Annotated in this window: 2 protein-coding genes; both read right to left on the bottom strand. The window is 59.0% G+C overall.

Going from position 1 to position 15,855, the window contains the following annotated elements; translation table 11 throughout:
• A complete protein-coding gene (locus IV433_RS00080; protein WP_195812932.1) occupies positions 1-1,380 on the bottom strand; it encodes a TolC family outer membrane protein in 1,380 nt (459 codons plus the stop codon).
• A gap of 163 nt (positions 1,381-1,543) precedes the next feature.
• A complete protein-coding gene (locus tag IV433_RS00075; protein ID WP_195812933.1) occupies positions 1,544-15,373 on the bottom strand; it encodes an Ig-like domain-containing protein in 13,830 nt (4,609 codons plus the stop codon).
• Between the last annotated feature and the right edge of the window lie 482 nt (positions 15,374-15,855).

Below are 15,855 nucleotides of genomic sequence, written 5' to 3'. Positions count from 1 at the left end.
TTACAGCGCCGGGAGGGTGTCACCGGATTGTTTCTGGCGGTCGATGCCCAGCATATCGACCAGATTATCGACCGCCGCGGCGTAACGCACCGTGGCGTCCCAGCCGTCATACAGCGCGCCGATACGCATGGTGTCGGCCTGAAAAACGTCCTGCTCGACGCTGAGCAAATCGTTCAGGCTGCGCTTGCTGAGTTTGTATTCGTCCTGATACACGCTGCGGGTATGCGTGGCGCTGGAATACTGTTCCTCACCCGCCACCTGCCGCTGCTGGCCGCCGATCATGTCGGCATAGGCGGTGGAGGCTTTCTGGTTGATATCCAGCTTGGCTTTTTCCACATCCGCCTGCGCCGCCTGACGCTGGCCTTCCGCCGCACGAACTTTGGCGCTGACCGCGCCGCCCTGATAGACCGGCGCATCCACCGCCAGCTGGAGCTGATCGTCCCAGTACGAACCGCTGCCACCGTTATTGTCATAACGCGTGCGCCCGGCCTGGACTTTCACCGTCGGCCAGTGCTGCGCCTCAGCCTGATTGACCTGCTCAATCGCTGCCTGCTGCTTGGCCTGCGCCGCGCGCACCAGCGTGCTGTTTTCATAAGGGATTTTGTCGAGAGTGACTTTCTGATTGAGCAGACTTTCAGGCAGGTCCGGCAGGTCGTTTGATACCACACCGGTCAGTACGGTCAGCTGCGCCTGTGAGGAACGCGCCTGCGCACGGTATTGTTCGACGGTTGCCCGCATTCCGGCGATGCGGGTTTCCGCCTGCAAGACGTCAGACTGAGAACTCAGTCCGGCGTCGGCGCGCAGTTTGGCGGTATCCCTGACGCGGGTCAGCGATTCGATATTGTCCTGAGACGCCAGAACCAGCGCCTGATAGCGTTTGACCGACAGATAGGCCTGCATGGTGCTGAGCGCCACGTCAGTCATCGTGCTGTAAAGTGAAAACCGGTAAGAGTCCGAAAGATACTCCTGCTCACTGATACTGCCGTTGGTTTTGCCGAAATCCCACAGCAGCTGGCTGAGCTGAATGCCCGCCGACCCGTTGCTGCTCTGGTCTCCCGAAGCATACGTCTGACGGGATTTCCCACCCGCCCCCTGTAATGAAACCTGCGGATACCACGCACTTTTCGCCGCATCGAGATTCCCGCCGCCCACGCGGATTTGCGCCGCCGCTTCCGCGATTTGTGGATTTCGCGCAAACGCCCGCAAGATGGCATCACGTAATGTCAGACTGGCGCGCATCTCTTCCGTCGGTGCCGCCTGCCAGTTAAATTCCGGCTGTTTAACCGCCGCCACAACCACATTGAAATTCCCTGTTAACCCGGTCAGACACAAGGTGCCCAAGATGACGGCCACGGGCCGTATCACTTTCTTATTTTTCATTACCGACACCACTTAATTACGCCGATAGATTTGGTTTAACTCCTCCCCCTGCCAAGGGGGAGGTTGGGAGGGGGTTTGGCTGGCAACGCCCGAGTCGCCATTAATACCCCACCCCAACCCTCCCCTTCGCAGGGGAGGGAGCAGACCGCATTCCGATTGACAACTAGTTTTGCTGAACGTGTAAACCGTGTTGCACCAGTACGTCTCCCAACGTGTTGGATGCATCCAGTGAAGCATTGTGGTAAACGTCGAAGGTCAGGCCATCCACCGTGCGTTGCCCGGTTTCAGCCCACGCGCCGTCGGTGCCCATTTGCAGGTTCACCAGGCTGCCTTCGCCCCCTTTGATGATCACTTCATCCGTCGGGTTGTCCTTCACGTTCAGCGCCTCGTGCAGATTCAGCGAGATGCTGTTGGTGCCGGAAGTGCCCAAATCGAAGATGTCGATATGTTCAACTTTCAGCCCGAGCAGGGTCAGATCCAGATGCTGGTTGGTGCCCGCCAGCAGCAAGGTATCGACACCGGTTCCGCCGTCGATTTGCGAGAAATCAAGGGTATGAACCGAAATGGTGTCGTTACCGGAGCCGCCGATCGCCACGCCGTCCGTTGCCGTCAGGTCGATGGTGACGCCGCCAATTGAGAACGCCGTGTCCGCATGAGATGTGGTTTCCGACGTTGTACTGGTCGAGGTGCTGGCGGCAGACGAACTGGTGTCCGCCGTGACCAGCGGATCGGTCAGCGTACTGGTGGTGTGGGTGGTGGTGTCTGTGGTTGAACTGCTGGTATCGGTGGTGTGAACCGCTGCCAGCGTATGGGTGTCCTCGACTGCCAGGGACTGAACGGCGAGCGTCTGGGTGTCAGCAGGCAACGTTGAACCAACGGTCAGCCCGACGTGCGCATCAAAACCATTACCTGCCACATCGACGGCTTTAAGCTCAACAACCGCGCCAAGTAATGCCGCCAGCAACCCGGTCAGTCCGTAACTGCTCAGCAATGCGCTGCTGAACTTAACGGTCCATGAACCATCGGACTGAACGGTGCCCGCCAGCGTATTCCCCAGCAAGGTCACGCTGACCAGACCGCCTTGTGCGATGTTGCGGCTGGTCCCGCTCAGCGTCAGCCCCTGCCCGCCAAGAATACCGCCCACCACGCCAAGGGTCAGGCCGAGTAACGGATTGAGCGCCACCAGTGGCAGTTCATGGGTCAGCACGGTCAGCAGATTCGAGGAGGTCGCAATGTTGCCCACCGCATCCGTAACCACCACGGAAACCTGCGTCGAACCGTCGGCCAGCCCTTTGAGTTCTGCGGAGGTAAACGGCACGCTCCAGACGCCGTTAGTGATGGTGCCGGTATGCGTCACCGTCCCGACGGTTACGCTCACCGTGCCGTTCGCCAGGTTGGACGTCCCGGTAATGTTGGTGTTTGCGCCCGCTTCCGCCGCATTCAGATAATGGTCGCCACCAAACAGCGTGTTGACCACCAGCGATGGCAGCGTATGAATCCCCACCGTCGCCGTTGCGTTGCCGCTCACCGCATTACCGGCGGCGTTAGTGACAGATGCGCCCACGTTCAGCGTACCGTCGAGCAGGCTCGAAAGCGTCAGTTGCGGGATCGCGACACTAAAGGTGCCGTCGGCTTTCACCAGCGCGGTCAGGATGTTACCGCCGACATTGATGCTGACGGTCGAACCCTGCGCGTTCGTGGTGGTCCCGCTGATGGTCTGGGTGAGCAGCGCATCGGCGGCGTTGAGCAGGCCATCGCCAAACAGCGGATTGAGGGTAATGGTTGGCAGAGACTGCGCGACCACGCTCAGTACACTGGTCACCGACGCCGGGTTGCCGGTGGCATCCGTCAGGCTGGCGACCACGTTTGGCGAGCCATTGAGAATGGTCTTCAGATCCACCACCGGAACGGTGACGCTGAATACGCCGCCGGTACCGGTTGTTGCCACGTAGTTTTTACCGTTGAGGCTAATCTGTACCTGAGTTCCCACCGCCACGTTGCTGGCGACACCGCTGATGGTCTGACCCGTCAGCAGGTCAACGACGTTAAGCACGCCATCACCAAAGATTGGGTTAAGAACAATCGATGGCAGATTGTGGATACCGACGTTGATGCCGACAGTATTCGATGCGGTGTTGCCCACCGGATCGGTCACCGAGGTGACGATCGTCAGATTACCGTCAAGCAATCCGGCCAGTTGCAGCGGCGAGAGTGACGCGGAGAACTTGCCGTCGCTGCCCACTGTTGCGGTCAGATTGAACAGACCGCCGCCGACGTTGATATTGACCGTTTCACCGACGCGCCCGTTTGTGACCGTCCCGCTGATGGTCTGCGTGAGCAGCGCTTCGGCAGCGTTGAGAATTCCGTCACCGCCAAAGATCGGATCCAGCACGATTTTCGGTATCGCGTTGACAATGGACGTCAGCGAACCATTGACCGTGGTGGTGTTGCCACCGCTGTCCGTGACCGAAACGCCGACCACAAAGGTGCCGTCGCCCAGCGCTTTCAGGTCACCCGGTTGCAGGGTGATGCTGAAGGCACCGGTGTTGTCGGTCACGCCGAGGAAGGTTTTTCCGCCGAGCGTCACCTGAACCTGCGTGCCGGTCGCCACGCCACCGATCGTCCCGCCAATCACCTGCGTGGTCAGGGCGTCAGCCGCGCTGAGCAGCCCGTCGCCGAGCACAGAAGTCAGGTTAATGACCGGTCTGACGAGGTCGAGAACGGCGTTGGCCGCCGCAGTGCCGACGTTACCTGCCGCATCCACGACGCTGACGCTCACCGCCGCTGTCGTACCAGCCAGTGTGCTGAGAATGTCCGGTGTGACGGTGACCAGGAAATGCCCCGTCGCATCGACCACGCCATTAATCGTCTGTGTACCGACCTGCACCGCAATCGCCGTTCCTGCTGCCACGTTCGACACGGTCCCGCTGATCGTCTGACTGACCAGCAAGTCGGCGATATTGAGCACGCCGTCGCCAAACACTGTGTTAAGCACGACGGTTGGCAGGTTGTGGATTGCAATGCCCACCGGAATATTGGTGCTGGTGGAGTTGCCCGCCACATCGGTCAGGGTAATCCCCAGACTCAGATTCCCGTCCGTCAGTAACGCCAAATCCCCCGGTTGAATATTGATGTTCCAGGCACCCGCCGTCACGGTGGTGTTGTATGTTTTACCGCCGAGCGTCACGGTCACTGCCGTGCCGTCCACCGCCGTTGCCACCCCGCCAATGGCCTGAGCAACCCCAGATTCAAGCGCATTGAGCAGGCTGTTGCCGCCGAAGATAGGATTCAGCGCGCCCAGCACAGGAACCGTTTTGACGACATCAAGGTTCAGCGTTTCAAGTTTTAAATTGCCTGCTGAGTCGGTAATGGTCAGATCGATGACCTTGGCACCACTCGTCAGCGCGCCGAGAACGCCCGCCGGTATCACCATTGACCACAAGCCGTTAGCACCGACGACTGCAGACAGTGGTGTTCCGGCAATGGTGGTGGTGATAATGGAGCCTACTCCGGCCCCGATGGCTGTTCCGCTAAGCACCTGCGCAACCTGAGATTCCGCCAGGTTCAGGTAGCCGTCGGTCAGCCCCAGACCACTGGTCAGGGTCAGATCCAGCAGATGGTTGAAGAAGATATTCAGCCCGGTGCTGACGGAAGTGGTGTTACCCGCAGCATCCGTGACCGTCGCGGCCAGCGTCAGTGTGCCGTCATTGAGCAAACTCAGTTGCCCCGGCGTCAGGTTAACCGACCACAGGCCGCCCGGCTGAATAACCGCTGTGGCCAGCGGACTGCCGCCCAACGTCAAGGTGACGGTTTGCCCGTCAGCACCCGAGGATGTTCCGCTCAGTAAGACCGTACCCAGCGCCTGCACCAGATTGAGAACGTTGTTGCCAGCCACCGCATCAATACCCAGCAGCGGTGGTGCGGTATCAACTGTAATCGGATGCGGTACCGCACTGCCGGTGTTACCCGCCGCATCCGTCAGGGTTGCGGTGATAACGTTGTTTCCGCCTGTCGCGGTCTGCGGTAATGCCTGCAAATCGGCAGCCGGTACGCTGACCGACCATACGCCCGTGGTCACATTTGATAACACCGTAGCGTTATAGGTTTTACCGTTCAGCGTGACGGTCACCACGCGGCCCACATCCGACAGGTCTGCCGTACCTGAAATGGTTTGTGCCGATTTTGACTCGGTATTATTCAGGATATCGTCAGTTGTAAAGGCGTTGATGGTGACGGTTGGTGTGGTGATATCCACCAGCACCGTTTGTATGGCACTGGTTACCGGGCTCGACGTTGTCGCCGTCACCGTTGTCGTGCCGCCATCCGCAAACTCACTGGCCGCCACACTTAACGTCCAGACACCGGCAGTAACGGTTGCCGTATGCTCATTTCCTCCGACGAAGACCGTGACGACCGTATTATCCGGAACACTAATCGTTTTACCGGACACAATGATATTCACCGGATTGCCGTCGGCCACGTTAATAACGTTATCACCGGTCACCGGATCGATAGTCAGAGTAGGCGTAGCAGGAACGCTGAGGTCAACCGTAATTGGCGCAACGGCAGTTGGCGCAGCGTTACCCGCCACATCGGAAACCGATGCACTGACAGCAGTAGCGCCGGCTAATGTGTTCAGCTCAGCTGATGTTAGTGTCACACTCCAGGAGCCGTCGGCCAGAACCGTGGCTTCATGGCTGATACCGCCTACCGTGACCGTTACTTTCTGCCCGGCCTCAACGTGGCTTGTCGTCCCGGTAATGGTTTGTGGGTTAAGACTTTCGGCGTAGGTCAGGTCGAACCCGGTTCCGGCAAAGGACGTTATGGCGACCGTCGGCAACAGTGTTACCGCAATGCCGACGCTAGCCGAGGCCGATCCTGAGTTACCGCCCGGATCCGTTACGGTGACCACCACGGTCTGAGCGCCCTGCGCCAGAGTGGCGAGGGCCGCAGAGTCCAGCGACAAGGACCAGTGCCCGGTGCTTTCAACCGTGCCATTGGTAAACGTCTGACCTGCAATCAGGACTGAAATAGTTTGCCCTGCACCGAGGATCCCGGTAGTCCCGGTCAGTGTCTGCGTACTTCCGGCTTCAGTTGCACTCAAATGCCCATCAACGAACGGCGTATCAATCGTCACGCTTGGCGTCGTCACAAAACTGGTAAACGGCAGGGTTGTCAATGTGCTGTTACCCGCCGCATCCGTGACCGTCACATTGATATCGTGGGTGCCATTGCCCAGCGAGCTGAGGACACCGGCAGGTAGAGAGACAGCCCAGACACCGGTGAGCGGATCAACGGTTCCTGTGTAAGTCGTACCGCCGACGTCAATCGTCAGTTTCACGTTTTGGTTATTACCAGTAATGCCAGTATTCCCGGTAATAACATTGATGCCAGCCGCTTCGCTGATACTGAGAATATCGTCCCCAAATGGCGTGTCGATGCTCGGGGTTGGTGCAGAAAGGTGTGAGGTAAAGCTCAGCGTTGCATCCGTATGGTTACCGACGGAATCCGTTGCCGTGACGGTAATCACGTGGGAGGCCGTAGCCAGCCCCAGCGTTGCCAGTTGAGTCGGGGTCAGGGTCAGGCTCCAGAGCCCGGTGGTCTCATCTACGGTTGCCGTAAACGGACTTCCGGTCATGCCAGCAATAGCCACACTGACCGTCTGCCCGGCACCGATGACACCAGTTGTCCCCGTAATTGTCTGCCCACCGGTAAGCACTGAAGCTTCCGAAATATTCAGCGTACCATCGCCAAATGGCAAATCGATGGTCGGCGCAGGCAGGGAGTGAATCTGCACCCCGACAGAAACTGGCAGCACTGAGGAGTTTCCGGCGCTGTCGGTTACGGTCACCACCACCGGCCAGGTGCCATCCTGCAAGGACAACAGCTGGGCGGATGTGAGTGAAACGCTCCAGGTTCCGTTCGTTGCATCAACCACAACCGGCACAGCATTACCGTTGATGACCACGGTAACGGTCTGGCCCGGGCTGGTGATCCCGGTGGTGCCGGTGATGACCTGCCCCAGCGGATTAGACGCTTCATCGAAGTTCAGGATGCCGTCGGTAAATGGCGTGTTGATGCCAGCTACCGGCAAGGTATGCGTCAGTGCGGTGAAATCAAGGGTACCGGCAGTGCTGACATTGCCCGCGCTGTCGGTGGTGGTCACGCTGATGGTGTGCGTCGCATCCGCCAGCCCCTGCAACAGGCCGGAAGGCACGGTGGCCGTCCAGACGCCGTTATTGCCGACCGTTGCCAGCACCGGTGTGCCGTCAATGGTCACCAGTACGGTTTGGCCCGGGCCGGTAATGCCGGTAGTACCGGTAATCAGCTGAGTGGCTGCCGCTTCAGCGACGTTCAGAATGCCGTCGGTGAACGGCGTATTAATCGTCGGAACCGGCGGTGCGCCCAGCTCGATATCCAGACTGGCGCTGGAAGACGCCGGATTACCGGCCACGTCCTGCGCCGTCACGGTGACCTGCACCACGCCGCTTGTCAGGTCGCTGAGCGCGCCCGGCGCAACGGTTGCAGTCCAGCCAAGTCCGTCCGGATTGACCGTCCCCGATACCGGCGTCGCCAGCCCCGGAATGGTCACCAGAACGATCGACCCCGGTGCCAGCCCGCTGCTGGTGCCGGTGAGAGTGATCCCGGCAGCCGCTTCACTGATATTAAGCACGCCATCACCGGCCACAACGCCCAGCGTCAGCGCTGGCAGCGCATGGATTGCCAGCGTGAAATTAGCCGAGTTACTGGCGGTGTTTCCGGCTGTATCGCTGACGCTGACGCTGACCGTTTTGCTGCCGTCCGTGGTGATGGCCTGAAGATCCACGCCCGGAATATTCAGCGTCCACACGCCGGAGTCGTTGGCCGTGCTGAAGTAATCCTTACCGTTAAGCGTGATTTTGACGACCAGATTCGGGTCCGTCAGACCGGTAAGCGGAAGGCCTGCCACGGCCTCAGCCAGATTGATGTAACCGTCACCGCCGGTATTCACCGTGACACTCAGCGTCGGAGCAATCAGGTCTACCGTGACGTTTTGCGTCGCGGTCGCCACGTTTTGCGCCACGTCATCCGCCGTCACGGTGAAGATGTTATTGCCCGCTGGCAATTCCTGCACCTGCGCCGCCGTCAGCGGAATACTCCAGCTACCATTGGCCTGCACGGTCGCGGTATACGTGTGGGTATAACCTTCACCGGTGATGACCAGCGTGATAATTCCGCCCACAGGAACATGGGTAGACGTCCCGGTAATGGTCGTCGCCTGGTTGTGTTCGATGATGTTGAAGTTGCCGTCGCCGGACACCGCGTTAATGGTCACCGTTGGCAAATCACCCGGCTGGGCAATCACGGTGGCATTGTGCGACGCCGTCGCCGGGTTCTGCGCTGTGTCAGTCACGGACGCCGTAACCGTCAGCGGCCCGTCGGACAATCCGACCAGATCTGCCGCCGGTACACTCGCCTCCCAGCTTCCGTTTGGCTGTACGATAGCGGTGTAGATGGTTCCATTAAACACTACCGAGACAATCTGACCTGCTTCAACATGCGTGGTGGTCCCGGTGATCGGGACATCATTCCCTTTCTCGATAGCGTTGATGTAATCATCGGTGGAAACTGCGGTAATGGTCAGCGTTGGCAAATTAGCCGCAGACGCATCGACGCTGAAGGTATGAGTTCCGGTTGTGACGTTCCCGGCCGCATCGGTGATGGTTGCCGTCAGCGTGTAGGTAGTATCCGTCAGTGCCTGCACCACACCACTTGGCAGCGTGAAGCTCCAGTTGCCATCCGGCTGGACAACGGCGTTGTAAGTCACGCCGTTGAAGCTTAGCACGACAGAAACCGTCTGGCCGGCATCCGGCAGATCGGACGTTCCGCTGATCACCACCGGTTGCAGCGCTTCGGCGGCATTGATGATGTTATCCGTCGCCACCGGGTTAAAGCTCAGCGTTGGCAACGTGTAATCGACTGTGATTGCACTGCTGACGGTGCCCACGTTGCCGACGCTGTCGGTTGCCGTGACCAGAACCGTTTGCGGGCCTTCAGATATGGCCTGCAAATCCGTTGCGCTGAGAGTAACCGTCCAGACACCGTTCGCATCGACAGTCGCCGGGTGATTGACGCCCTCAATATTCACCACCACCGTCTGGCCTGCGCCCAGAAGACCTGTCGTCCCGGTCAGGGTTTGGGCAACATCGGCTTCGTTGCGGTTGAGGAAGGTATCGCCAAACGGCGTGTTGAGTGATGGCACCGGCGGATGCGCGGCAACCACGGTGTACGTTTCCGTCGTCGTCGTGGTATTGCCCGCCAGATCTTTCAGCGTGGCGGTCAGCGTATAGCTGCCGTCTGCCGTGCCGGTCAGCGTCCCCGCCGGAACATCGAAGCTCCACGTACCGCCAGGTTGCACGAGGGCCTGATAAGTCTGGCCGCCAAATTGCAATGTCACTGTCTGCCCGGCATCGGCCGCATCCGCCTGCCCGGAAAGCGTGATAATACCGGCCAGTTCCTGCGCGTTGATGACGTTATCGCCTGCAACGTTGGCAAGCGTCAGCGTCGGCGGTGTGAAGTCGATATTGACCGAACCGCTCGTGGTGCCGGTGTTGCCACCGGCATCGGTCACGTTAACCTGAATTGGCGTCGGGCCTTCGGTGGCGTTCGTCAGAGTGCCCGCTGGCACGGTGACCGTCCAGGTGCCGTTGCTGGCTACGGTGCCGGTCAGGGTATGACCGTCGATGATCACCTCAACCGTCTGGCCGTCGCCGGTCAGGCCGGTAGTCCCGGTCAGAGTCTGCGCGGCGGCCGCTTCGGTGGTGCCCAGCTGGCCGTCACCAAACGGAGTATTGATCGTCGGTACCGGCGCATGAGCGTAAATACCGATATCCACCGTGCTGGTGACGGTACCCAGATCGGTGCTCACTGTGGTGGCGATCACATGGCTGGTGCCATCCGCCAGCCCCGCAAAGGCGGATGACGGAATATTCACTGACCAGTGACCGGCGGCATCAATGACCGTTGTCGGGTAATTCTGCCCGCCCAGCGAGACGGTGACGACGGCGCCAATCGGGACATTGCTGGCGGAGCCGCTGATGGTGATCCCCGCCGCTGCTTCCGCCACGTTGACGTTGTTGTCACCGGCAATGGTGTCGATGGAAATGCCGCCAAGTGTTGAGTTTACGGTAATCGCATCGCTGCCGGCCGCCGGGTTACCTGCTTTATCGCTGACGGAAACATTGATGGACGCCGGACCGTTGCCCAGTTCCTGCAAATCAGCCGCCGGAACGGAAACGCTCCACGCGCCGCTGGCCAGCACGGTGGCGCTGTAAGTGTGCGTCCCCAGCGTGATGGTCACCGTCTGCCCGGCTTCCACATGGGAGGTCGTCCCGCTGATGAGCTGCGCGGTCAGGCGTTCTGCGCCATCGAGCGTGTTGTCACCGGCGAAGGCATTCACAGTAATCGTTGGCAGAAGTGCCGGATCCGCCACGATAGTCACCGGTGTGCTGGTGCTGCCGGTGTTGCCTGCCGCATCGGTAATGCTCGCCGTCAGGGTGTACTGACCGTTGGCAACGCTGGCCAGCGCGTCAGCCGGAATATTCACCGTCCACGCACCACCTGCCGCGACCACACCGGTATACGTGTGCCCGCCGATGGAAACCGTCACGGTCTGGCCGACTTCTGTCACGCCCGTCGTGCCGGTTACCGCAATAACCGCGCCCGCTTCTGCGGCATTAATGGTGCCATCACCGGCAACCGGGTTGATTGAGACTGTCGGTGCCACGGTATCAACGGTGACCGGAACCGTGATGTTGCTGGTATTGCCCGCAGCATCGGAAGCCGCAACCTGAATCGTTGTCGCCCCCTGACCCAGCGAGGAAAGCGCCGTTGACGGAACGGTGACGGTGAATGAACCATCGCCGCCCACCGTTGCGGTGTAGGTTTCACCGCCCAGTGTGACAGTCACCGTCTGGCCACCACCTGAAACGCCGGTATTCCCGGTCAGCGTCTGGCTGACGCCTGTTTCGGCGGCATTCAGAATGCCATCGCCAAATGGCGGGTTGAGAGTTACGGCTGGCAGGTTATGAATAATGGCGTTCAGAACGTCGGTGCTGCTGACCGGGTTTCCGGTGGCATCGGTCGCGCTGACACGAATGGTGTTCGGGCCATCGCTGAGCGTCGCCAGATCGCTGGCAGAAACCAGCGCACTCCAGGCACCGCCCACGCCGACGGTGGCGGTATAGGTTTTGCCGTTCAGCGTAATGGTCACGACACCGTTTACCGGCACGTTGACCGAAGTTCCGCTGATGGTGACACCCGCCGCCGCTTCAAACGCATTCAGCTGATTGTCGCCGGTCACCGGATTCACGGACAGACCGCTTTGCAGATTGTTAACGGTAATCTCTTCCGAACCGCTGGCCGGATTCCCGGCTTTATCGAGCACGGTGGCGGTGATTTGCAGCGTTCCGTTAGCCAGCGCGGTCAGCGCAGAAGAAGGAACGCTGGTGCTCCAGCTGCCATTGGCCTGCACGGTCGCCGTGTAAGTGATGCCGTTGAGCAGGATGGAAACGATCTGACCGGCTTCCACATGCGTGGTCGTGCCGCTCAGGGTCTGTGCCGCTCTTTGCTCGGCGCCATCGACAATATTGTCACCCGCAAAAGCATTGAGGGTAAGGGTCGGCGCGGAAGCCGGATCGGTGGCCAGCTGAACATTCGCGCTGACTGTCGTGCTGTTGCCCGCTGCATCAGAAAGCTGTGCGGTCAGCGGATATTGTCCGTCGGCCACACCGGCCAGCGCACCGGCTGGCACTGTCACACTCCACTGCCCGTTGACGCCGACAACGCCGGTGTAGGTCTGGCCGTTAAGCGTTACCGTGACGGTGCGCCCTGCATCAGCTATGGACGCCGTGCCGGTGACGGCGATATCTGCTGCCGCTTCACTGATATTGACGTAACCGTCGCCGGAGACCGGGTTGATGGCCAGCGCTGGCGCGGTCAGATCGACCGTTGTGGTAGCGTTCAGCGTCGCGGTGTTGCCTGCGCTGTCCGTCACATTGACCACAATCGCGTTACTGCCCGCCGGTAACGCCTGCAAATCGGCGGACGGAAGGCTGACCGACCATGCACCGTTGCCATCCACCGTGGCGTTGTAGGTATGACCGCCAATCGTCACGGTCACAATCTGCCCGTCACCGGTTTTCCCGGTGGTGCCGGTCAGCGTTTCAGCCGTTGCCGCTTCGGCAATATTGAGATAGCCGTCACCAAACGGTGTATTGAGGGTTGGCACAGGTACGAGATTATCGACACCTACAGAGACACTATTGCTCAATATAGTTAAGTCGATCGCCTGAACGCTCGCGGTAAAGATGAGCGTGCTCGGATCCAGCGATTGCAGATCAGACTGTGACAGGGCTAATGACCAGCGGCCATCCGACTGAACGATTGCCAGACGAACCAAGCCACCAAAGGTCACGGTGACCACCGCAAGCGGCGCGACACCCAGCGTCGTACCAGTGACCAAAATACCATCTGCCGTTTCTACGGCGTTAATGACGTTGTCGCCACCAACCGGATCGATGGCGATGCCGTCCCGGGAAGCGTCCACGTTAAACTGATCGGTGCCCGGCGCCGCCACGTTGCCCGCTTTGTCAGACACATTGGCGGTAATGGTCTGCGGGCCATCGCCCAGCACAACCACGTCAGCGGCCGGAATAATAACACTCCAGTTACCGCTGGCACCGACTGTAGCAGTGTATGTGTGACCATTCAGGGTAATGGAGACAATCTGCCCTTCTTCGACACGGGTTGAGGTTCCGCTTATCGTTTGCGCTGTCAGACGTTCTGCTCCGTCAAGAATGTTATCGGACGCGAACGTATTCACGGTGATAACCGGCGGCAGAAGCGGATCGGAAGCCACGTGAATTGTGCTGGTATTGGTGGTGGAGTTACCGGCAGCATCGGTCAGGGTCGCCGTGACCGTGACATTTTGATCGAGATTGCTCAGGGAACCGGCCGGAATATTCACGCTCCAGGTGCCGTTCGGCTGAACGATTGCACCGGGATAATCCACGCCATTGATCGTAACAACCACCGGACGCCCGGCCTCAGTCACCGACGCCGTCCCGGTCAGGGTCATCGCACCCGCCGCTTCAGCCACGCTGATATAGCCGTCGCCTTCCAGCGGATTGACGGTGAGCGTTGGCGCAATGGTGTCAACGCTCACCGGCGTGGTGAGGGTGTTATGGTTGCCCGCAGTATCCGTCACGGTCACCGTAATATTATTGCTGCCTTGTGGCAGAGTGCCGAGCACAGACGGCGGTACGCTGACGGTAAAGCTGCCATCGCTGTCGACCGTGCCGGTCAGTTGCTGCCCGCCAATGGTCACGGTGACTGTCTGGCCGTCGCCTTTCAGGCCGGTGTTACCCGTCAGAGTCTGCGTGGCGGTGGATTCGCTGCCATCAAGCGTGTTGTCGCCGCCAAATACCGGATCCAGCGTTGGCGGTACGCCGTGAATAGCCACGTTAAGATCGGCAGTCTGGCTGATGGTATTGCCCTGAGCATCGACCAGACTGACGGTCAGGGTCGTTTCGCCATCGGTCAGCGCCTGCAGCGCCGTGGAAGGCACACTAAGGCTCCAGCCGCCGTCAGCGTTAGTGGTGGTGTGATACGTCACGCCGCCGAGAACCACGGTAATTTGCGTACCGGCCGCGACATTTGACGTCGTCCCGGTGATCACCAGCGCGGACTGCGCTTCGGTCGCGTTGAGCTGGCCGTCGCCGGAAATCGGATTGACGGTCAGAATGCCCGCGCTGTCATTGATGACAAAGCTTTCCGGCGTCGTGGTTGAGTTACCGGCGGCATCCGTCAGCGAGGTGGTGAGGGTGTAATTTCCCTCAGCCAGCGCAGAAACGACGTTGGCCGGGATCGTCACGGACCAGGTGCCTTCTGAGGTCACGGTGGCGCTGTAGTGCACGCCGTTAAGTACCACATCGACGGTGCGCCCGGCTTCAGAAACCGAGGCGGTTCCGCTCACGACCAGCGGTTGCTGATGTTCAATCGCATCGATGACGTTGTCGCCATCCACCGGATTGACGGTCAGTACCGGCGGTGTGGTATCCACCACCACGGTGACGCCTTTTGTCACAGACTGCCCGTCAGTGCCGGTCACGGTGACGGAAACGACATAGGTACCATCTGCCAGATTTTGTAAATCAAGCGACGGCAGATTGATATTCCATTTGCCGTCCGCGCCCACTGTGCTGGTGTAGGATTTTCCGTTGATGCTCAGGGTGATGGTCTGACCCGCAGTCACGTTACCTGCAGTACCCGAGAAAATTTGCGCAATGCGCGATTCAGCCGCATTGAGGATGTTGTCACCGGCAAACGCTCCGAGGGATAACGTGGCTGGCTGGCCACTGCCAACAGTCCCGCCGCCGTTGTTGCCCCCGTTCCCACCATTGTTACCGCCATTGTTACCGCCGTTATTGCCCCCGTTGTTGCCGCCATCGCTTCCGCCGTTATTACTGCTGCTGCCCCCGCCACCACCACCGCCGCCACCTGCGGCAATCGCGATACCCGCGCCGAGCGCCACAACGCCCAGCACCGCGGCTAATACGCCCGGGCTAAAATTGGAGGAATCTTCAAGCAGAACACCGATATCCGGGATGGTCTGATAAGCGGGAACAATCGGGACGGCACCGGCTGTGGCACCGGTATCCACAAACGCGGCGTGTTCAATCGGATGAACACCATCATCGAATACCAGAACGCTGTCTTCGGCACCTTCGGTATTGAAGAAGCTGTGGTAGCGGACGGTGCTGCCGTCTTTCATGTGGATAACGAGATCATTGCCCACGCGCTCATAGCTGGACACCGCGTCACGGGTGCCGTGAATGCGAATTATGCTGGCCTGATTGAGGGTAACATCCTGACTGGCACTGGAAACCTGAGAGATTACTGCACCATTTTTACGAGAGAGAACATCAATAACAACGCTACCGTTCTGAGCCATGTTGTACCCCTATAACATCCAGTTGAGACTCACACGCGCATGGCCCACGCTTTCCGGTTCCAGAGAAGGGAGGTTCAGCAGGTATGAAGACCATTACGAAAATGGGTTAACTTCCAACTGGTGTTGGGGAATGCCATAGACTACAAATCGAGCAATTGACACGTCACTTAAGGCTAAAATGTTCTTTTTATGTAATCGTTACGGTAACTTTTTGTCCGAAACTCCATAAGTTATATGCATGATTTAAGTTAAATGCATAAAAAAAAGATAATCTTTGAGATAAAAATTATTCATCGTTCAGAGTGGAAATATAAGTTTGACGGAGGGTAATTCCTGTTCTAGCCCAAAGCGTTAAAAAACAACATGATGATAAATAACAAGTTTGCAACTTCCCCTTAAAGACTAAGCGGGATCATTATTAATAAAATCAAGCATTAGCCGCACTGATAACTCATCAAATTGACTTACCAATTGTGTGATCG

Source organism: Rahnella laticis (assembly GCF_015644585.1).
Classification (GTDB): Bacteria; Pseudomonadota; Gammaproteobacteria; order Enterobacterales; family Enterobacteriaceae; genus Rahnella; species Rahnella laticis.
This window is presented reverse-complemented; position numbering and strand designations above follow the sequence as displayed.